The following is a 23436-nucleotide window of genomic DNA, read 5'->3' on the forward strand; positions in this document are numbered from 1 at the left end:
ATGGATACACGTATGGATACAGGAGAATACACATTCGATGCCATCGTAATAGGCTCCGGTATAAGCGGAGGCTGGGCAGCCAAGGAACTTTGTGAAAAAGGACTAAAGACATTGGTAATAGAAAGGGGGCGGATGGTTAAACACGTAAAGGATTATCCAACGGCTATGCTGGATCCGTGGCAATTTAAGCACCATAATAACAAAACGCGACAAATGGTTGAAGATAATCCGATTATCAGCAAACATTATGCTTTTGATGAGTCGACCGAACATTTTTACATTCGTGACTACCTCCACCCTTACATTCAAGAAAAGCCATTTGATTGGATTAGAGGTTATCAGGTGGGCGGTAAATCTTTGTTATGGGCAAGGCAAACGCAGCGCTGGAGCGATTACGAATTTGAGGCGCCCAAACGGGATGGTTTTGCAACGGATTGGCCTATTCGGTACGCTGACCTTGCGCCTTGGTACAGTTATGTCGAAAAATTTATTGGCGTTTCGGGCAATAGAGACGGCTTGGAGAACTTGCCTGACAGCGAGGTCCTTCCGCCTTTCGAAATGAATGCAGTGGAACTGCATATTAAGGATAAAATTAAACAAGAATTTCCGGATCGACCCGTAATTATAGGACGATGTGCCCATATTACAAAACCGGAAGACATCCATCTACGACAGGGAAGAGCAACCTGTATGGCCCGATCACTTTGTCAAAGGGGGTGTCCATTCGGTGCCTATTTCAGCTCCAATGCCTCTACCCTTCCCTGGGCTGAGAAAACGGGAAATTTGACCATCCAGCCAAATACCGTTGTCCATTCCATTATTTACGACGAAAAGCTGGGAAGAGCTACCGGCGTAAGAACCGTTGATACGATTACGAAGAAGGAAACGATCTATAATGCCCATATAATATTTGTGAATGGATCTACCTTGAACAGCAATCTTATTTTATTGAATTCCAAATCAAGTAAATTCCCGAAAGGTTTAGGAAATCTTAATAGTCTCATGGGTAGGTATATCGCCTTCCATAACTACCGAGGAAGAATAACGGCGACGATGGAGGGCTTTGAAGACCGTTATTATTATGGTAGAAGGCCAACACAGGTTTTTATGCCCTCTTTTAGAAACGTTTACCAACAGGAAACTGATTTTTTAAGAGGCTATATGATTGCCTTCAATGCCAGTCGATCAAGTTGGAATAAGTCGGCAAATGGGATTGGTCAGCACTTAAAAGATAGCCTCACCGAAGCTGGCCAATGGACGATATCTATGATGATGCAGGGAGAAACGGTGCCGATTTACGACAATCATATTCGATTAAGTACAACAACGAAAGATCAGTGGGGTGTACCATTGTTAATCACTTCCATTGATTATACAGAAAATGATGAAAAGTTGATGCGCGACTTTCTGCGAGAGGGTGCTGCTATGTTAGAAAAAGCTGGCTGTAAAAATATAAAGACAGCAGACCAAAAAGAGGTTGGTAATCGCAATCCGGGACTTGAAGTGCATGAAATGGGAGGTGTACGCATGGGGAGCGACCCGGACACATCCTTGTTAAATAAATGGAATCAATTACATCATTGCAAAAACGTATTCGTTACGGACGGTGCCTGTATGACTTCCACAGGCAATCAAAATCCATCATTGACTTATATGGCGCTTACCGCACGTGCCGCTAATTATGCTGTTGAAGAATGGCAAAAAGGCAATCTTTGATCGCCTTTTTGCTAAACAAGATAGATTAGGTTCTTTCATAAAGAACCACGCCGTTAACAAGGGTACAATGAATATTAAAATCGGCATCAAAAATTACCAGGTCTGCATCTTTCCCTACGCTGATCGATCCCTTTCGATCCAACACATTCATAATGCGTGCAGGTGTATAGCTGAGCATTTTTACCGCTTCCACTAAAGGCACCTCCGCTACGTTCACCATGGTTCGGAGTAAGCGATCAGCAGTTGCGACGCTACCTGCGAATGAACTTCTATCCGGCAACTTAGCCACATCATCTTCAACAATAACCGCTAAACCATTTTCTTTACTACCTAAAATACTAGGGCCGGGAGGCATAGCAGCTCCACGCATTGCATCCGTGATCAAAGCAATCCTGTCGGGACCCTTAATCTTGTAAACTAATTTCAACAAAGGTGCGGGAAGATGTACACCGTCGGCGATGATCTCGACATCCATTTCATCAATCAGAAAGGCAGCTTCTATTACACCTGCATAGCGAAAGGCATTCTTCCGTGTCACACTTGACATTGCAGAGTATAGATGGGTCGCCAAGGTGTATCCATTTTCAAAGGCTTCCACTACCTCTTCATAAATCGCATCTGTATGGGCTACCGATGGAATAATATTATGTTGCCGAAGATAACGGCCGAATTCGATGGCTCCTTTTCTTTCAGGTGCGGCACTCCAGCGGACGATCGCATTAGATGATTGCACAATTTCGCGATACTCATCGGGATCAGGATCTCGAATGTACCGCGGATCTTGGGCTCCTCGCTGATTCATCGAAAAATAAGGGCCTTCAATATGTAAACCTAAAAATGCCGCACCACGTTTATTTTTGAGATGTGCTTCTTCATAAACCTTCAATGTATTCAGGAGATTTGCCTTATCACTTGTCAAGCTTGTCGCAACCATCGCCGTCGTACCAAATTTCACGTGCGTTTCTGCTACTTTGAGAAAGGCTTCTACTTCACCGTCCATAAAATCTGCCCCACCACCACCATGAATATGCAAGTCGATAAACCCTGGCGAAAGATATTTGCCTTTTGCATCTATTTGAATCGCATTCAGTATTTCTATATCTTCCTCCAATATATCCGCAATTTTCCCATTTTTAATAAGCACAATCGCTTGGTCTATCACTCGTTGCGGGCTAATCAATTTTGCATTATAAATTTTTATTGTTTTTTCTGTCATATAAAATTATGCCGATACACCGGCCTTTAAGTTAAAACCACTTTCTAATTTTATGGCCATATGCTGCGTAATAAATAAGATATAAATAACAAGGAAATAAGACCCAATAAGCCATTCGAAGATTAAAAGCATCGGCAAAATAACCGTAAGCTAAGGGCAAAATAGCGTTACCACAGAGGCCCATAATCAATAAAGAACCGCCTAATTTAGTGAATCGCCCTAATCCATCGAGTGCCAATGGCCATATCCCGGCCCATATCAAGGAATTGCCGAAGCCTAATAGCACGACAAACCATATCGATATGTCGGTATGATGGCCTAATATAGACACATTTCCTCGAGCAAAAATTATTAAGAGTGTTAAGGCAGCTCCAAGAAGGGTGCAAATGCGTAATGCATTCACCTGGCTGATCCACCGGGGAATACAGATGATGCCTAAGCAATAACCACAGATGGTGACAAATAAGGTATAAGATGGGAAAACTTTCGCCTCCAACAAGGGAATATCCATAGAGCCTGCATAATTAATGATCGTATCTATTGCAATTACCTGCGTGCCGACATGGATAAATATAGCCACAGCGCCCAAAATTAGATGCGGAAATTGAAAAATGCTATGTTTATCACTATTCGCCGCTGCTACCTGCTCATCCTCTTCTTCCGTATTGATTTCAGGAAGTGGCGAGTACCGCACGCCCAAACCTATTAAAACAAGCGTTATTCCAAGGACCGTGTACGGGGCAATAACCCTTCGTATCAGCTCATCCAGCTCTTGCGCTCGTTCGGCAACTCCCATATGTGTTAACTGTTCAAATAAGGCCTGATCTGTTGGTTTCAAAATAACGGCAGCAAATAAAATCGGCGCTAATATTCCGGCGCCTTTGTTACAAATCCCCATGATACTGATGCGTTGAGCGGCCCGTTCTTTTGGCCCCAAGATCGTGATGTAAGGATTCGCTGCCGTTTGCAAAATGGCCAGGCCGATACCGATCGTAAATAGGCCTAACAAGAAGATGCCATAGGTTCTACTGAGGGCTGCAGGCACAAATATCAGCGCTCCCAAAGCCATCGCAAAAAAGCCGACCATCATGCCTTTTTTGAAACCCAGGGCTTTCAATAAATAGGAAGCGGGTACCGACATGACAAAATAGGCGATGTAAAACGCGAAGGCTACTAAATATGATTGAAAATGCGTAAGCTCGCAGGCAATCTTAAAATAAGGAATAAGGATCGCATTTACCCAGGAAACGAAACCAAATATAAAAAACATTAAACCAATAATCAGAATGGAAATCGTGGTATCTTTCTTGGTCAACGTACTTACAGTTACTGTTTTCATTGTTTGTCTTTATAATCTTTCTGCAATAGGCAATATATCTGCCGGTCCTTAAATATTTAATCCAGCGTAGGCTCCCAGCCTGCTTCATAGCTTCGTTTCCAGAATTGAAGCGCTTCTTCATTCGCTAAAATATGCCCATTGGTAGGGTCCGTTTTTAACAGGCCACCAGCACGTTGCGCGATATTTCCCAGTTGCACCAGCAGGGTACTTTTGTGTCCACTTACTATATCTGCATTTAAATCCGTTCCCTTCTTTATTGCATCAAAAAAATTCTGAATGTGCAGTGCATCGAGAGCCTGCGAAGGATTTGTAAGATTTCTCGTATCGATTTCCTTGCTGTTTTTTACTTCCTTTACTAACTTATTCTGAAGATCATAAACGGCATAACCATTATCACCATTGATTTGTAAAGCACCATTTTCACCATAAAAAATGACACCCACGCTTGCTCCTTCTATGGTGCGTCCATTACAGCTCCTTCCCTCCCATGTAATGGTACCTTGTTCGCCAAACTCCAAGGCTATCACTTGCGTGTCAGGCGTTTCCCAATCGTCTTGATAACGATATCTTCCTCCAGCGGAAGTCACTTTGGTTGGATAATCAACTTTCAGTCCCCAACGCGCCAAATCAACCATATGCGTACCATTATTTAGTGCTTCTCCGGTACCCCAGTGCCAAAACCAATGCCAATTATAGTGCAATATATTGTCCTTATATTCTTTCCGAGGTGCCGGGCCCTGCCAAAGATCAAAATTCAGCCATTCGGGTACGGCAACTTTCTTACCGATACCAATCGAGGGTCGATTATTGGTATACCAAGTTTTTGCAAAATAAGGTTTTCCGATAATGCCGTTATGTAAGTCTGCAATTCCCGCAGCTACATTTGGCCACGATCGGCGTTGATTTCCCATCTGAACCACATTTTTATACTTTTCTGCTACTTTCACCAATAATTCACCCTCGTACGGATTATGGCTACATGGCTTTTCCAAATACACATGTTTTCCTGCTTTAGAAGCTAAAATAGCAGCGGGCGCATGCCAATGATCGGGTGTTGCAATGACCATCGCATCTACCTCTTTCCGATCTAAAACCTTTCGGAAATCTTCTTGGCTTTTCGGCTCTCGGGATTGGTTTTTAGCTACTTGACTGATACACTTAGCCGCTGCCCTTCGATCAACATCGCAGATGTAAACTACTTCACAATTTGGTTGACTAGAAAAATTGTTTGCTAATGCCAGCCCTCTTGCATTTACCCCCATCATCGCGACATGGACCTTCTCATTTGCACCTACGATATTCGCATAACTCTTCGCAGAAAAGCCGGGCAAGATGCCGCCAAAGGTAATAGCCGAGGTTCCGATTGCGGCCGACTTCAGGAAAGATCGGCGGGATTTGTTGAATTGATTCATCATAATTTCGCTCTCCGTTATTGATTAACTCAAAATGTATAATTTGGGTTTTGTTCTAATGCTTTATTGCGATCCCATGCTTCTCTGGGAATCGGGAATACAATGGGTCGGGTATGTAACCAAGGTTTCTGATCAACATTTAAGTCGTTAATATTCGGTCTTTCCTTCCTTATAAAGTCGATGAAACGACCTCTTCGATTGAGATCTGAAAATCCACCCGTCGGTTCCCATATAAATTCCACCCGTCTTTCTTTAAAGATTGCATCTAGGGTTTCTTCCTTTCCTAGACCAGCCGAAAGTTGGTCCAACCCCGCTCGTTCGCGGACTTTATTAATTTGTACTATGGCATCCGACGTTCTTCCAATTTCGTTGAGAGCCTCGGCATAATTCAATAAAGCTTCCGAAAAACGCATGATCGGTGCGTTAATCCCCGAATTGTTGATAGTAGGTTTTTCCCAATACTTCGTTACAATATATCCCGTTTTCGACCAACCTGTCGGCACTTCATTTGGCATCACAAAAGCAGGCATATTTTGATGAGGTTCTCCCGGACCGATAATTACGTCCCAATACCGTTTATCTTTTATCTTGCCTTGATCATCCTTTTCAAATGTATTTACCCAGTGTTGCTGTGGTACAAAATTGCTCCAGGCAGCTCCTCCGGTAAATTCAGAAGGCGCACCGCGGGGTGCTGTTCTCTTCACTAAATTGTTCCCTTCACTATCTTGCGAAGGTCTGAACTGCGTAGAAAATAGGATCTCTTCATTATTTTCGTTTTCCTCGCTGAATACATCTCTAAACTTGGGTACCAAGCCGTGAACACCTAACTGTATCAGCTCTTCCCCATAGCCAACCGCATCTTCATACTTTTCTTGCCACAAAGCGGCTTTAATAAGCAAAGCCAGGGCCGATCCTGTTGTTGCTTTTCCAACATTATTACCTGTCCAGGTCTTCGGCAAAGCGGTCTTTGCCGCCAAAAGATCCGATTCAATTAATGCCCAAACCTCTTCGGCACTTGCACGAGATACTTCCAAATTAGAAGAAGCATCTAGGATTTCAGTAATTAGCGGTACACCTCCCCAATAAGTAACCAGCCGATAATAAAATAAAGCTCGTAAAAACTTTGCTTGCCCCAAGATAAGTTGTTTGGACTCTTCAGCGATATTTTCCATAGCGCTAACCTTATTAATTACTATATTTGCTCTACTTACACCAAGGTAAGCGCCCATATACATATCTCTTAGAATTGTATTGGTTGCGGGAAAAGCCAAGGTGTGTAGTTCGATTCGGTTAGCACTTCCATCCATCTCGTACATATCACCTGCAATTGCCCATTCAACATCCGCTGCATCTCTTACATTGCTAAAGGTTTCCTCTCGCTGTAACATACCATATGCGCCATTTAAACCGGCCTGTGCATCCGATTCGTTAAGGTAAAAGTTTTCCTCTGTTAATGTATCTTTTGGTGATAGGGATAGAAATTTATCGCCACAAGACATCAAAATGAAAAAGGTTAAAAAACCGAGTATATAGGTTGTTTTCATTTTTTTATTTTTAGTATGTAACTCCATGTCATTCATTAAAGTCCGACTCTTAGTCCTAACATATACGTTCTTGGTATAGGATATACCCCGTCGTCAACACCCGAAGCCAATGGACTCGTACTACCGATTTCCGGGTCGAAGCCGGAATATTGTGTAAAGGTTAGTAGGTTTTGAGCGCTCACATAAACGCGAATCCGTTTGATCAAACCCTCATCGGCGAATAAACCGCTAGGCAAGCTGTAACCCAAGGTCACATTGCGTAGGCGAAGAAAATCTCCTTTTTCAATGTAAAAAGAAGAAACATTGGCATAATTTCCGTTGGCATCGGTATAAGTCAATCTTGGAACCGTATTACCGCCATTCTCGGGTGTCCATCGATTTAGAACCTCCGCCGATGCATTAATGACACCACTCCCTCCAAAGTATTTAATCGGGTAGGTCGAAAATTTGTTTACATGAAAAATCTCATTCCCTGCAACTCCCTGTAACAAAATATTCAAATCGAATCCTTTATAAGAAAAATCCATATTTGCACCATATGTTAACGACGGCCAAGGACTTCCAAGCTTGACACGATCCGCATCAGACAATACACCATCCCCATTTACATCTCTAAATCTAAAATCGCCTGCCTGTGCATTCGGCTGCAGTGCTTTATTCACTTCCTCATCCTGTTGATAGATTCCATCTACTATATATCCTCTAAAATATCCGATAGGCTCGCCAACTTCGGTGTATGATGAGCTCATACTCGTAAAACCGACTGTTGGTCCAGTGATAGGACGACCCGTCCCCAATGATAATACTTCATTTTTCAGTGTTGCCAAATTGAAGCTCACATCGTATTTAAATTCGCCGCTGTTACCATTATATCCCAGTAGTAATTCCAATCCCTTATTCCTAACCTTTCCACCATTTACGGATGGTGCGCTCTCAAAACCTGCCTCCATCGACACCGGTAAACTTACCAGCATATCCTTCGTATCTTTAATATAATACTCTGCGGTCAGATACGCGTGATCATTTAAAAAGGAGGCATCAAGTCCGATATTAATCTGCTCACTCGTTTCCCATTTTAGGTTTTGATTTCCCGGGCGGATCATACTTGCGCCAATCGCTAAGCCTTGATCCGGACCTAGCACATAATTATCGCCCACTCTTCCCAATCCGATTGTACTCGCATAGCTAAAGGCGCCAATAGCGTCGTTTCCTAACTGTCCCCAACTGGCCCTTAATTTCAATGAGTTGATCGCTTTGATCTGCTTAAAGAACGTTTCTTCCGAAATATTCCATCCTGCCGAGAAAGAAGGAAAGTTTCCCCATTTATGATTCGGACCAAAATTAGAAGAGCCATCCCGGCGAATACTTGCCGAGAAGAGATATTTATTTCGGTAAGTATAATTAATGCGGCCCAGGTAAGAGGCCAAGGAATATACGGATCCCGTGCCATTGGCTCTGCGTTCTAATTCGGCACTACCATTGATAATCTGAAGATTCTCGTTCTGGAAATCTCTAGCCGTTACACCGATCCAGTCGTTCGTGTTTTTTTGTGCCGTTTGACCAATAACCGCTGAAATATTATGCTCATTAAAGGCCTTATTAAATGACAAGGTATTTTCTATCAACCAATTCAATCCCTGCGTATACGTTTCTCCCAAAATAGCTTGTAAGTTGCGATAATGACCTCTTTCAACTTTAGGTTCCCAAGTGGTGCTTCTATTATTATTGGCGTCAATGCCAATGCTCGTCCGCCATTTCAGGCCATTGACGATTTCATATTCTCCATAGGCATTTCCATACATCCGCATATTTTTCAGAAAGTTTTCCATCGACTCTGCGCGGAGAATGGGGTTGTCACCTTGGGTAGAATAATAGGCTGAAGAACCGTTAACGACGTCTCTTAAACCCAGTGTGGGGTAAAATTGTTGTGCAAGGTTAAAGATACCCAGCCGAAAATCTTCATTGCGCTGCCCTTTACTATGGGTATAAGCAAAAGCCAAGGTTCCTCCAAATTTTAGTTTATTGCTCACATTGACATCCACATTGGCTCTACCCGTATATCGCTCATTCCATGTTTCGATTAAAGTCCCTTGTTGATCCCGATAGCCTAAAGAAAGAGCCGCCTGCACTTTTTGAGATCCACCACTTACATTCACATCGTAGTTCTGTAAAGGAGCAGTGCGGAACACCTCTTCAATCCAATCGGTTCCCTTACCGAACGAAGCAGGATTAGCCCATTCGGGATTAGGGGTCATATTCGAGTTACTATATAATTCGTTAGCCAAGGTGGCAAATTCTTCCGCATTTAAAAACCGTGGCTTCTTCCACAGTTGCTGCAAACCACCATATGCATTTAGTTCAGCTGTCGTTACCCCTTCCTTTCCTCTTTTGGTCGTAATTAATATTACTCCATTTGCCGCTCTAGCGCCATATATAGAAGCAGCCGCCGCGTCTTTTAAAATCTCAATCGATTCGATATCGTTTGGATTTACGATTGACATTCCATCAACTCGATCGGTACTTCCACCGACGGTCATACCGCCACCGCCAACTGGGAATCCATCAATTACGTATAAAGGTTCATTCCCACCAGTCGTACCAACACCACGAATGCGGACGGAAGTTGCACCACCCGGGGCACCCGTTGTTTGACTAATCGTAACCCCGGGGACTTTGCCTTGGATAGCGCCTGTAAAAGAAGCAGATGCCACTTTCTGCAATTCAGTAGCCTTAACAGAAGATACGGAACCGGTAAGTTCTTTCCGCGATTGCGTACCATAACCAATCACTACGATCTCCTCTAAGCTGGTAAAGTCCTCTTCCAAACGAACTTGTAAAGATCGCCGTCCCAGCAAACTAACTTCTTGTGGCTTATATCCTACAAAAGTAAATAGGAGTGTCTCCTTCCCTGTCAAACGCCTGAGTTGGAATTTGCCGTCTAAATCGGTTGAAGTACCTGCCACCCCACCTTTAACCTTGACACTGACCCCGGGTAGCGGAGATCCATCGGAAGCGGTTACGTTACCGACTACATCAATAAAATCTTGCCTATTCAACCTGTTGGTTTGCTGAGTACGTGCCATTACTTCTTCTCCAAGAAGTAACATCCATACCACGCTAAGAAAGAGAGCGTAATTTTTTCTTCTCATAAGTTTTAAGGTTAAGTTTGTGAGTTTGTGGTTTACATATAAGATTTTATTTATTTCAAGAAATATTCAAAGAACAAGTAAGCAATTTCATTTGCCTCGTTATTCGGCTCATGTGTAGGCCTATTGTGCATAGCGACACGATTATCATAGCCAAACCTGTGGTTTAGTGCTATGATCCGATTTAATGTGTGCCATCGGTCCGGCGGATCCTCGGCACCTCCTAGTACTAAGAAAGGTCTCGGTACCATAAGTGCATGCAACTCATGCAGATTATATCCATTCTTAATAAGCCAGGGATATAATCCAAAAGCCGAATTTTCCTTACTTATCAAGCCGCGTTTTCGCCATGGTTTTGGATGATAACCCAGGTACCACGGCTCCCAATAATTGATCGATTCACGATCATGCTGAAATAAAATTCCCGGATCTGACCATACGGCGCAAGCAAAACGATCGAACAAGCAAGAAGCGAACATGGCCCATTTACCACCAAAGGAATGTCCCATAATACCTATCTTATCGGATGAAACCTCCGGAAAGTTTGCCAATGCATAATAGGCATTAGCGGCTGCGTAAGCCAACATGGATAAAGGTTGTACCTGCGCATGCTTTATATTCGGATAAAACAGGGAAAATTCTTTTCTTTCTGAAGTGGCTGAAGTTCCAATAGATAACGTTATAAAGCCTCTTTTTGTTAACTGCAGAGCGAAATCACGATTTGGTTTTCCTTTACCTATAGCCGTTTCCGGTTCATAAAATACGGTGATAACTGCCGGCTTCTTTCCCTTGGTTTTTGGCACCAATAAATAGCCGGTTGTTTCCTCCGTTGGCGTCCAGTAAAATTTCACTTCACACTCAAAGTAGCTTTCTTTTTCATTGGTATCGATAATTGACAGTTGTTGCTTCTTGAGTAAGGCCGGCCAATTTCCCATCAGACTATCCCAGCGCTTTTTTATTTCCAGTTGGCGCTTTGAGAAGTCTTGCACGGTGGATACACTATCGCCATTGTAAAAGATGTTGAGTGGTCGAAGTGAATCTTGTTTATCCTTAAACTCTTGTGGTGGGCTAAAATAGGGAGCAATTTTTTTCCATATCTTTTCTTTTTGGCTATTAAACAATGTTGTTTCCTGCGCATTTAACGAAAATGCGAAGCCTAGATATAGTCCCACCAGTATCCATCTCTTATAGTCACGTTTTACCATTGCCTTCATTTTATTGCATAATCTCATGCAGAAAGACGGCGGCCCCTGCCCTGCTTTTACTTAGATCAGCAGCTTCCATAAAGGCCAATATTTCCAGTGTCTCTTCTTCTTGAACAGGGGGCCGTTTTGTTTCAAAGAACTGCACGATTTCTTCCAATAAGGGTTGATAACCTTTGTATGGGCCAATTAACTGGATTCCGGTTGTGCCAAAAGCAGTCCCCCCAAAATCACGTTTTCCCTTTCGGATCCCTCTGAAAGTTCCCAAACGTCCATCGCTCCAAGTACCTACCACGATGTCAGTGTCCGGTGTAGAAGTTCTGGTAACTGATTTACATCCCCTTCCCATCACGGCATAAAGCGTTTCCACGCCATGTATGCCATACCAAAACAGGTCAGGATGTGTGGCTTCCAAGGTAGCAGGGCTATAGGTATCTGCGCCCGTGACATCGCCAATCGACTTCACTTCCGTTATTTCTTTAATATGCTCGGCATAACGCAAAGAAGAAGCGGAAAATACCGGAATTCGCTTTTTCCTCGCGTATTCGAATATTTTCTTTGCATCACGATAGGAAGCGGCCATGGGTTTATCAATAAAAAGAGTTTTTCCGGCATCGATGACGGGAATAGCTTGCTCGAGATGCAGGCGACCATCATTAGTTTCCAATAATACGTGGTCAACCTTCGTCAATAAATCAGCAATAGAATCTACAATTTCTATTCCTAATGTGCTGATCTCTTGCGTATAACCGGCTATTCTTTTGGTGCTACTTTCAATATCTCTACTACCATAAGGATAGGCAGCAATAATTCGATAGCCCTTTAATGCTGCATCTGGTGTAGCCGCATTTAAGGCTTTGGCAAAGGCAATACTATGCGATGTATCTAAACCAATGATTCCTACCCGTTTTCCATTCACATTTTTGAAACTTGCTTTGCCAGTCAGCGGAAGATTGAGCAGGCTGATTGACAAGCTCGAAATAGTTGCCTTTTTGATGAAGTCTCTTCTTGGAATACTATTCATAATTTATTTTTATACAACGTGTACGTACACGAATACTTTTAATGATAAAATAAGCTGTCTTATAACTTCTATTCTATTCCCAGTAAATACACTCAGCTAAAGTTTATAATAACGGTTACGTTACCGCAATTTACGAAAAGATATTTCAAATGCAAATTGTTTTTAAAAATTTCAAGGTTATTAATTATGGTAGAAGCGATAATTCTCTTTGGTTACAATATCAATGGGCATAAATTGATCTTCAATTCGCCGTTCGTGCAGATCTGTATAGCGATGGAGTGTCATAATACCTCTATAACCTTGTTCCTCAGGCTTCTGACAGATTAAAAATTGAATGATACCTAATTCGAGGTATTTAATATTTTCTTTTAAGAAATCATATCCGATGAGCACCTTAACAATGCTCTTCCGTTCGAAATAATGGGCAACAGCAGAGACTCTGGAGTTTGTTACAAAAACGCCTTCTATCCCCTTCTGCTCGCTAAAAACTTTATCTAAAGCATCTTCTATGGAAGAAGAATCTGTTTGTTTAATATCCAGCTTTAAGATTTGAAGCTTTTTGTTATTTTTTTCAAAATAAGCGCGGAATCCCTCCTCTTTCCGAAGGAGGTGGTGGTATTGATCGAGTTCCTTTGATACGTTTATCAATAATACTTTGCCCGTTTTGACGGCAAAATCCATCAATTGCGCTGCCTGATAGCCACTACAAAAGAGATGCGGCCCGATATAACAGACACTGTTCTGCCCGGGTACATCCGAATTGATAAAAACATAGGGAATTTTGCGTTCATTGCAGCGTGTGGTTAATTGTATTGCTTCTTCGACAAATGATGGTGCCACTAATAGCCCGTCGACAGCTTCCTCGAGAATTAAATCGACCTGCTTTAGGAACGATTGTTTATCATTAAGGTCAAAAAAAAATTTCAATACCACAATGCCGTATTGTTTCAATGCTTTGGCGGCTCTATCAATACCGGATAGCGGGGCCTCCCAGAAATCCGTTTCTGTAGAACTAGGAATTAACACGGCATATTTTGAAACTTTCTTTGATGCTAATCGACTTGCAATAATATTTGGCTTATAATCGAACTCTTTAATGATATCGTTTATCCGCTTCTTGGTTGCTTCCGATACACCCTTGCGATTGTGCAAAACACGATCAACAGTAGCGATTGAAACATTAGCCAAACGTGCAATCTGCTTGACACCAAATTCTTTATTTTCTAACGATTTGCTCATAGTATCAACGAAAGTATCTTTTTATTAAAATTAAAACAAATTATCTGGCTGTATTTAATAAAGAAATGCCGGCGCCACTTACGTTGTATCGTCTAAAAGCAACCTATCCCATACTAACTTTTATTTAAAGTGTTTCAATCTCCTTCTCTGCCAGTTGCTGATAGATAGCCTCACTGATCGTACTCTTGGGAGCGTCTGTATTATTGAGATTACACCAAAAGAATATTTTGACTGTTGACCATTTTCCATTCAACGGATTAATAATAACGCTCGGTGCTTTCCGCTTAAACACGTGTTCATTATCCAGAATGATGGTTTTGATCATCTCTACAATTTCCTCTTTATTAAATGGTTTGGCAATAGTTACCGTTAGGCTAACGCGAATATTATTATTACTTAGGGTCCAGTTGATGATATTATTAGAAAGTATATCACCGTTTGGTATGATAATTTCGGCGCCATCATCGCTTAACAAAGTGCTTGAACGAATACCTATTTCTTTTACCTTTCCTTTTCGATTTCCTAATTCAACAACGTCGCCAATGCGGATCGTACGATCAAAAATCAAAATAATCCCGGAAACAAAATTGCTTACTATGCTCTGTAAGCCTAAGCCGATACCCACACCTAAAGCACCTAACACTACGGTGATTTTATCGACTGGCAAACCCGATGCTGCAACTGCTAATAAAAAACCGGCAATAAGCAATACCAATCTGGTAATCAGCAACCTGGAGTGTTCTGCGTTGGCATTTTCGATGGTATCATCCCCTGTTTCGCCAAAAAAGTAGGCAACATATTTCTGCAAAAAGTTAGCCGTCCAAATAATTCCAAGAAATAGTAAAACACCGCCAAAGGTAAAAGAGAAGCTCCCTATTTTGCGTGGTGTGCTTAAAAACGAACCAATAACTTCGCTAAAGAATTCCAGAATATCTAAGTGAGCTGTCAGCAATACAAACCAAATGAAAACCGCAAGGTAAGATATAATGGTTGAAAACTCTTTGGCAATCCCCTCCCATTCGAAGTGATCGGCGTAACGTTTACGCATCCTACTTGCTTTAATTTGCAAAAGAAAGGCTTCGGTAATTAGACGTACGACTACAATGAGGGCAACCGTATGTAATAGCGCATATACACCGGTTGTATAAAAAATCTGCATAAGGGTGGTTCTTCCGAACATATTGGCTATAATAGCTAAGCCATTAAATAGCATATACAATGTTCCGGCTATAACCAATATGCGATAATTCCCCGCAATAGGCTTTAATTTACGCAACGCTATCACACCAAAGGCAGTAGACATTAAGTTGATCAATAAAATCATCCATCGTTGTGCCTGAGAAGAAACACCCAATAACCTCACTAAAGACAGCGCAATGAACAAGATGACAAATATGCCCCATGATAGCAAAGTCTCTCGAGGTAATCTTTTTAAAAATACTGTTGTAAGTATAATCAGTAATAAAAATTGGGTAAATTCTAAATACAAGGCCGGTGCCTGTAAATCAAAAACAGGTGCAAGGGCAAATATCAAGGTAAAGGCAGACAATATAGGAATTGGGGTTAATAACCTTAAATTAAGATCTTCCAAAATATCCATTTTCCCATGATTTTTAACGCTTTTGAAGTTATAAAACACCCATACAAAGAATAATAAACCCGTAAAGAGTAGGAGCACCCGGTTACTTCTTGTGTTTTTGAAATAATACGTATTTATTTTCTTTTCACTATCAAACATTTGATTAAACTCCGGATACTTCGCATCCGTTGTACTCGATCGCTTTTCCCACAAATAACGTTTCTCTTTGAGAAAGGCCTTTGGACCAATTGACTTTAGTTGCACATTGGTTTGGTATAAGAGCTCTTGGATTGCCAGTTCGTTGGTGGCTACATGCGCGCGCAGGCCGTTTAGCGTGTTTGTGGCCGCTCGAATGATGCTATCAGTTCCGACCCTTTTTAATCTTAGCGCCTTTATTTGAACGCTAAAAGAATCGCGAAGCGCCTTCGTTCTAAAAATCTGTCGAATGACTGTATCTTTTCTAAGCGCCGCTATTTCTTTTTTAATGCCATCTAAATCTTTATCATACGAAAGGATAATGTCATTGTATCCGTTTGCATTATCGGTCATCTCATCCAATAGCGTTCTGAACATCTGCAAATTTTGCAGATTGAATGTTCTAACATTTAAAGACAAACGTTGTTTCAATAAACTGATGGTGGAGTCATCCGCAGCCAGCTTACTTTTTATTTCCGGAATACGACCAAAAGAAGCGGTTACGGTAGGCACCTTGTTTAAGGTTTCATACACACGTTCCAAGCCCTCCAAATAATCGCCGGTAGAAAGCATATTAGTATCTGCTAACAACGACGAGTCGTTTCTGGAACGCTCGGTTCTCAAACTGCTCTGCGCACTTACCGTAACCGCTAAGAAGATAAATAGTATAAAAAAACAAGCTTTAAAGGCCTCATGGAAACCATTAATAGCTAATTGATTAGCTTTGTTCATATGGGAAATAGACAATCATATTTACTCAAGATAAAGATAGAACTTAAATAAATACAATCAAGCATATCATACTGCCCGCCAAAGACTAAATTTATTCCTTTGGAACAAACAGGACACTATTGGCTGCTATTTTTCCACTGGCTTTTTCATTGCTGATCTCCACGTAGCTGGCTTCGCTGTTTTTTATTGAATAATTACCCAGCCAAACCCACTCGCCGGAAGTCTGTCCTTCAATTTTGATATCCGCTAAATTCAGTGTTTTCGCTGTTTTTTGCTTACCATCAAACACGGTATACAAGAGCTGTGCACTGGAATTTTCGATTTTCGGAAAATAAGTATAAATGTCGTAGTTTCCGGGGCTAAGGTCGGAAGACTTAAAGCGAGCTGTACTTCGTTGACTATGATCTGTCGAAATCAAATAGCTCGATCCAAAACCACCTCGCTTTTCCTCTTCCCATTTGCCGGTTAGCTGCACATCTTTCCGCTCCATGCTATTGATCCAGATGTCCGGTTTACGGCCATCACCCTTAGGATTATTCTTCCATAAGGCCTTTATTTCGTGAGCAGAAACGTCCTGTATAGCTTTTTTTCCGTCGATTGCCAAGCAGGCGGCAAAAGCGGCTGACTGACTTAGTACCATAAAAACAGGTTCCATTCGGATGGACCCGTAGGCGATATGGCTAGCAGAAAGGCAAACAGGTACCAGGAGGTTAGATACTTCTGTCTTTTTCGGAACAATTGAGCGATAGGAAATTGGGAAGGGGGGAAAACCACCTACTTCTACATTTCCCTCGTTTTTAACCATACCATTAACCACCAGTCGATCACAGTTATGAGAATCCATCGTGTAAGCCGCATAGCCGATATCATCCTTTACCACCTCCCTCCCCTGGCAGTGATGTTGTGTCATCACTACTTCACCGATCATTCTTCTTGCTTCCCGTATATAAAGTTGCGGACTCCAGTTCCCGTGCTCCGTATACTCGTCTTTCGGATAGCCCCAAGCTAGCATTTCATTCCGAATGAATTCAGGAACCGATGGGTCATGCCCGACAAAATACAGAAGCCCTTTGGTATAATCTTCATGGGCCTGAATGATTTCCTGCCGTCTCGCGTAATCGGCTTCCGGATAATCCCAATTCATCCCGATCATGTCTGTAGAAAAACCGTTCCGATTATTTATATCGGTTTTGTTATTAGGCATTCTACTCCAAATAAATACGTCATTTAAAGACTTCCAAGGATATTTCTCTTTCCACCTTTTCAATAATTCATATCGTTTGGGATCATAATTACGTGGTTTTTCAATGGTTATCCGATTGGCAGGATTGTTAGTTAAACAAATTCGAAAATTATAGGCTTGTACTTTTCTATCACCGGTTCCATTCGCTTTTAATACTTCGTCATTGATTCCCCACAGGAGTCCACTACTTTTATCACCGGGAATTTGATAAGGATCAATCCCATCGGGAAACTGATGGCCGTCCATCAGCTGTACTCCATTAAGCGTTTCGCCATAAACCTGGTTATCTTCTCGACCTACATGATAAGAAACTCCGGATTTTGCCATTAAATCACCTTCGTAGGAACAATCAATAAACACATGGGCGCTTATAGCGCGCTCCTGACCATCAGTGCCTTTTATTGGTGCTACCAAAATTTGCGCGATATGGGTTCCTTTCTTTTCGACCGCTGATAAAACGTGCTCGTAAACAATGTCAATTGAAGCCTTTCGCATGTAATCCCTAAAAATACTATCAGCTACTTTGGGTTCAAAAATCCACTGCTCGAATTTCCCATAGTGTTGTCCGATCTTGCGATAAAAATCGAGCGCTAAACCTTTTACAACATATTTATTACCGATATCGGTATAACCTAAACCACCGGAACTCATTCCGCCCAGTCGCGTTCCCGGTTCAACGAGCACCACCGATTTCCCGGCTTTAGCTGCTGTGTAGGCTGCGACGACACCGGCAGAAGTGCCGCCGTAAATGCAAATATCATAATCCTTAGCTTGCGCCTGCAATTGAATGCAAGCAATCAGCAATACCGAGAGGTAGTAAGAACTTCTATTTCTTATCATTTTCATATAATTTATTACTATCAATAACCGGGATTTTGGTCACTCGGATTTAGGGCATTATTATTATCCATTTCCACTTTAGGAATTGGCCATAAAAAGTGGCTGTCGCTAACCGCTTTTCCTTTTGCCGATTGGATTACTGCACGAACCTGGTCTCTACCCAAGCGTTTTAAGTCGTTCCATCGCTTGCCTTCTACCATAAATTCATATGCCCTTTCCTGAAAAACAGCATCGCGGAAAGATTGTTGATTTAATCCTGCCCAATCAACCTGCGGATTGGGTGTATTGACGTCTACCCCATACGCACGTCTTTTAACTTTATTCAACGCTTCATAAGCTTCAGCAGAGGGACCTCCCTCCAATTGATTTGCGGCTTCGGCATAAATTAATAGTACATCGGCATAGCGTAGCACGGGCATATCGTTTGCACTAGCGTCAACGGCCACCGAAGCTAAGTCCTTAAACTTTCTAAACTGATAGGGCTCATTGCCAGGCAACTGGACTAATGCTCCTGTTGACCGGTGAATATACGAATCATACAGATTAAATTCTTTTCGCAAATCACGATCCGACCAATTGGCAATCAGCGGAAAGGTTTCGCGCGCATAGATGGTGCGGAAACCAAATGGCGCGTAAAGTGTGTTCTCACCATGTATATACACGAGGTATTGGAAACCCAGGCCTCCGGAAGAAGAGTATTTGAAAGAAAAGATGTCTTCAGCACTCGTTACTACATCAGCACCGAAAACTTTTTCAAAGTCGTTGACTGTAGAAACCGGCACCAATTGGTATGTTCCCTCATCCATTACTTCCTTAGCAAGGTTACGTGCCTGTTCCCAATTCGCTAACGTTAAATAGACATAGGCCAACAGCGTTTTTGCCGCCCCTACGGTCGGTCTTCCAGGAATTGTTGCTACAGCAGGCAGATTCGCAATTCCTGTATTTAAATCTGCTATAATGAAGTCGTAGACTTCTTGTTCGGTACTCCGAGGCAGATCTGTTGGGTCATTGGAAGATTGCCTTAACGGTACACCGCCCCAATTCCTAACTAAATCAAAATAAGCCAAGGCCCGAAGGAATCGCGCTTCTGCCAGTATCTGATTTTTCTTGTTTTCATCCATATTAATAGCCGGCACTCTTTCCAATACAATATTTGCTCTTAAGATGGATTGATAAGCAAATCGCCAAATAGTCTCTGCACGACCGATATTGGCACCGTCCAAACCATTGTACTCACTGACAGGTCCAAAAGAACCTCTTCCGTTCGCGTAATCCGAGCAAGCTTCGGTTAGTAACATATAAAAGCCTCCATAATAGCCCAATTCTCGAAATGGCGCATAAATTGCATTAACGGCAGTTTCAGCATCTTGGGCCGTCTGATAAAAATTTTCTTCTGAAAGTCGATCTATCGGAACTTCTTCCAAAGTTTTACTGCAGGCAGCAAATAAAATGATCGAAAATATATATAAGAGCTTTTTCATTTTTTCCATAATTTTTGTTGGAACCTTAATATTTTGTTATTTAAAAACTTACTTTCACCCCCATGGTATAGGTTTTTGCCACAGGGTAACTGGTTTGGTCTATCCCCAATGTAGTGGGCGAATTAGCTGTTCGGCTACTTACTTCAGGATCATACCAGGAATAGTCGGTGATGGTAATTAAGTTTTGTCCGCTTACATATAATTGTAAAGATTTAATCTTGCTACTTTTCAACGGGACATCATAAGCCAACCGGATATTTTTAAACCGAATAAAGGAACCATCTTCTATAAAGCGGTTTGACTCCCGGAAGCTGGAACCAACGCTAATAGCTGGATATGGTGCATTTGGATTTGGATTTTCAGGTGTCCAGCGATTTAATATATCCGCGATCTGGTTTTCTCCGAAATTGAAAGAATTGGCCTGGTTTGACAGATTAAAGTTGAACAAATCGGCTCCTTGCACTCCCTGAATAAAGATATTCAATGAAAAATTTTTATAGCTTAGGTTGTTATTGAAGCCAAAAATAAAATCGGGATTGGGATCGCCTAGGATTGTTCTATCCTCATTGTTAATTACACCATTGCCATCCAAGTCCTTATATTGTATACGCCCCTGTTCATTCAAGCCATCTTCCAAGAACCCATAAAAAACACCCACCGGATAACCTTCCCGGATAAGATTGGGACTAATACTAAGTGGAATAGATAAACCGGATCCAAATACATCCGCATGATTAGCTAGTTCGATTACCTTATTTCGATTAGCTGAAAAATTAACAGAGGCGTCCCATTTAAAGGTTCCTCGGGATATATCGCCTCCCAACTCGAATTCAAGACCCTTGTTTCGAATACGACCAATGTTTTGCATTTGATTTTGATAACCCGTGGAGGTTGCTTGTGGGACGTTGGCTAACAAGTCTTTTGTGTTTTTTATATAGTAATCAACCGTTAGGCGCAAACGCTCGTCAAATAAGCCCAAATCAAAGCCAATATTACTTTGTGTGGTAGTTTCCCATTTTAAATCCGGATTCGGCCGGGTATTTCCTGGTGCAAAGCCTGTGTTCAACGCATCTTCAAGAATAATATTAAAACCGGAAAGCACATTCAACGAGCCATAGGGAGAGATTGCGGTATTTCCCGACTGTCCCCAGCTGGCCCGTAGTTTTAAGTTGGAAATACTGTTGACATCGCTAAGAAATTCCTCTTCTTTCAATCGCCATCCAAAAGCCGCTGAAGGAAAATAACCCCATTGACTACCGGCCCCAAAACGAGAGGATCCGTCTGCCCTTATACTCGCAGTTAAAAGATACTTATTTTTATAAACATAATTTGCCCGAAATAAACCGGAAATCAACTTCCATTCGTCAATACCGGATGTTGGGGTAGCAATGACTGTCCCTGATCCAAGGTTATTATTTTGCAATATATCGGAAATAAAGCCACTAGCTCCCGATGAGTTCGTACTTGCCACCTCTGATTGATAAGTAACACCCGCCATTAAATCCAAGGAATGATCGTTAAATGTCTTTGCATAATTCAAAATATTCTCATTTAAGAAGTTTGTCCTTGTGAAATAATTGGTAGAAGCATTACCTGCCGGTGTTGACCTGATTAAGCGGGAAGAGTAATAGTCTCTTTTGGAATTGGCATAATCTACACCAGCAGAAACTTTTAGTGTCAACCCTTCTATAAAGGTATATTGTAGCCCGAGATTGGCTAACACGCCGCTTCCCGTTGTTCTGTCTACGCGTTCTTTGGCTAAAGCTACCGGATTCTCCGCCGCATTAGAGCTAAATGAATAAGGCACCACGTTGGAATAATTGCCATTTTCGTCATAAACAGGCACAGTAGGTGGCGCGACCAAAGCAGCGGAAACTACTCCGGACCCTCTTGATTGATTATCATTTGTGATGGCATTGTTAATGGTACGACTCAATATGGTACTTAAGTTTACTTTAAATTTGTCAGACACCTCCTGCTCTAAATTGGAACGCAGCGACCCTCTTTTATATCCTGAGTTGATAACAATACCATCCTGACCGAAATAACTTCCCGATACTGAATAGCGGGTCCTATCATTTCCGCCCGCGATATTGAGACTGTGATTTTGAATTGGAGCCGTACGAAAGATGGCATCCTGCCAATCGGTCCCTTCACCAAAACTATTGATTTGCTCTTGTGTAAAATATGGAGCAGCATTATCATTACGGGCCCGTTCGTTAGCGATTTCGGCAAACTGTCGGGCATTTAAAAGGTCTATTTTTTTTACCACATTTTGAAATCCGACATAACTGTTGAGTGTAACCTGATTAACATCTCTCTTTCCACTTTTAGTTGTAATAATAACCACCCCATTTGCTCCTCGAGAACCATAAATGGCCGTTGCAGACGCATCTTTCAATACTTCCATCGATTCAATATCCGATGGATCAAGAATAGTAGGACTACCTGAAAGTGCAAAACCGTCCACCACGTAAAGCGGTTCATTACTACCCAATAAGGAATTGCCTCCACGGATGCGTATATTCATACTGGCACCAGGTGCTCCTGAACTTTGCACTACTTGCACACCTGCACTTCTTCCCGTTAAGCTTTGCATGGCATTGGTTGACGGTAAGGCGGTAATGTCTTCTGACTTTACCGATGAAACGGATCCGGTTAAATCGCCTTTACGAACAGTGCCATATCCGACTACCACTACCTCATCCAAAGCTGCCTCTCGCGGTGTCATGGTAACCCGTATAGTTGATTTACCGGCGACGTTGATTTCCTGTGTGGCGTAACCCGTATACGAAAAAATCAGGGTCGCGTTCGAAGCAGCGCTGATCACAAAGTTGCCATCACTATCCGTAGAAGTACCTGTCGACGGGCTACCTTTTGTTCGGACAGAAACACCTGGTAAAGCTTGTCCTTTTTCATCAAGCACTTTTCCTTTTACGGTATTCTGTTCTTGTTTGGAAGTGGCCATAAGCCCATTTGCTGAACTTTGCTTTTCCAATACAATCACCTTATTCCTTCTGATCTCATATTGAATTCCTCTGTCTTTAAAAAGGTTCTCTAACACCGCATCTAATGGTAGATTGTTAAAATTAACCGATACTCGTTCTTTGTCGTTGAGTACTTCCTCACTGTAAAATACGGTTAAACCCGTCTGTTTTCTGATCGTGTTAAAGAGATCGGTTAGACTGATGCTCTCCTTTTTAATGCTTACCCTGTATTGAGCCAATAAAGGAGTCGCAAATAGTTCCATCTGAAATAGCAGGCCTGCAATCAACAAGCCTTTTGCTATAGATCGACAAAATCGGTTAAATTGATTTTTCTTTTGATACATGGTTTGATGTCTATAATGGTTTTTAGCTAATTCACTATAAACACACCAAGCATTTTAAAATGGGTGAAAGAAAATTAATTTTTTGTGTTAATGGGGAATAGGCAGTAGGAATAGTGATCAGAAAATAAGAGCTATTCTCTATTAACAAACTCCCGTTTCTCATCGGAGATCATTAAGTAGCGAAGTAGTTGAATGTA

At 41.9% G+C, this 23436-nt stretch carries 13 protein-coding genes; 1 reads left to right on the plus strand and 12 read right to left on the minus strand.

From position 1 onward, the window contains the following. Nucleotides 1-12 precede the first annotated feature (12 nt). A complete protein-coding gene (locus M1D52_RS16725; RefSeq protein WP_377609652.1) occupies nt 13-1716 on the plus strand; it encodes a GMC oxidoreductase in 1704 nt (567 codons plus the stop codon). A gap of 25 nt (nt 1717-1741) precedes the next feature. On the opposite strand, the gene nagA is transcribed toward M1D52_RS16725, so the two are convergent. The 12 genes from nagA to M1D52_RS16785 form a co-directional block, all read right to left on the minus strand. Then, nucleotides 1742-2932 (minus strand): N-acetylglucosamine-6-phosphate deacetylase, encoded by a 1191-nt coding sequence (gene nagA, locus M1D52_RS16730; RefSeq protein ID WP_437393073.1) that lies wholly within the window; start codon nt 2930-2932, stop codon nt 1742-1744. Nucleotides 2933-2963: 31 nt separating this feature from the next. Next, nucleotides 2964-4271: a sugar MFS transporter gene (locus tag M1D52_RS16735; RefSeq protein WP_013666113.1), complete on the minus strand. Its 1308-nt coding sequence runs from the start codon at nt 4269-4271 to the stop codon at nt 2964-2966. A gap of 56 nt (nt 4272-4327) precedes the next feature. Further along, nucleotides 4328-5686: a Gfo/Idh/MocA family protein gene (locus M1D52_RS16740; protein ID WP_013666112.1), complete on the minus strand. Its 1359-nt coding sequence runs from the start codon at nt 5684-5686 to the stop codon at nt 4328-4330. Nucleotides 5687-5712: 26 nt separating this feature from the next. Continuing rightward, nucleotides 5713-7227 carry a RagB/SusD family nutrient uptake outer membrane protein gene (locus M1D52_RS16745; protein WP_437393075.1) on the minus strand — a complete coding sequence of 505 codons (1515 nt, stop codon included), beginning with the start codon at nt 7225-7227 and terminating at the stop codon, nt 5713-5715. A gap of 35 nt (nt 7228-7262) precedes the next feature. Continuing rightward, the gene (locus M1D52_RS16750) at nt 7263-10376 is read right to left on the minus strand and encodes a SusC/RagA family TonB-linked outer membrane protein (protein WP_437393077.1); all 3114 of its coding nucleotides are present in this window, start codon (nt 10374-10376) and stop codon (nt 7263-7265) included. Between the two features lie 50 nt (nt 10377-10426). Continuing rightward, nucleotides 10427-11578 (minus strand): prolyl oligopeptidase family serine peptidase, encoded by a 1152-nt coding sequence (locus M1D52_RS16755; RefSeq protein ID WP_437393078.1) that lies wholly within the window; start codon nt 11576-11578, stop codon nt 10427-10429. Nucleotides 11579-11588: 10 nt separating this feature from the next. After that, nucleotides 11589-12599, minus strand: coding sequence for a Gfo/Idh/MocA family protein (locus M1D52_RS16760; protein WP_437393080.1), 1011 nt, complete (start codon nt 12597-12599; stop codon nt 11589-11591). A 180-nt stretch (nt 12600-12779) separates the two neighbouring features. Beyond that, a complete protein-coding gene (locus tag M1D52_RS16765) occupies nt 12780-13838 on the minus strand; it encodes a LacI family DNA-binding transcriptional regulator (protein WP_013666107.1) in 1059 nt (352 codons plus the stop codon). A 124-nt stretch (nt 13839-13962) separates the two neighbouring features. Beyond that, nucleotides 13963-16344, minus strand: a complete 2382-nt coding sequence (locus M1D52_RS16770) for a mechanosensitive ion channel family protein (RefSeq protein WP_013666106.1) — start codon at nt 16342-16344, stop codon at nt 13963-13965. Between the two features lie 91 nt (nt 16345-16435). After that, nucleotides 16436-18427 (minus strand): FAD-dependent oxidoreductase, encoded by a 1992-nt coding sequence (locus M1D52_RS16775; RefSeq protein WP_437393081.1) that lies wholly within the window; start codon nt 18425-18427, stop codon nt 16436-16438. Nucleotides 18428-18447: 20 nt separating this feature from the next. Then, nucleotides 18448-19908: a RagB/SusD family nutrient uptake outer membrane protein gene (locus M1D52_RS16780; protein ID WP_013666104.1), complete on the minus strand. Its 1461-nt coding sequence runs from the start codon at nt 19906-19908 to the stop codon at nt 18448-18450. A gap of 40 nt (nt 19909-19948) precedes the next feature. After that, nucleotides 19949-23239 carry a TonB-dependent receptor gene (locus tag M1D52_RS16785; protein WP_437393083.1) on the minus strand — a complete coding sequence of 1097 codons (3291 nt, stop codon included), beginning with the start codon at nt 23237-23239 and terminating at the stop codon, nt 19949-19951. Between the last annotated feature and the right edge of the window lie 197 nt (nt 23240-23436).

It is taken from the genome of Olivibacter sp. SA151, assembly GCF_054130995.1.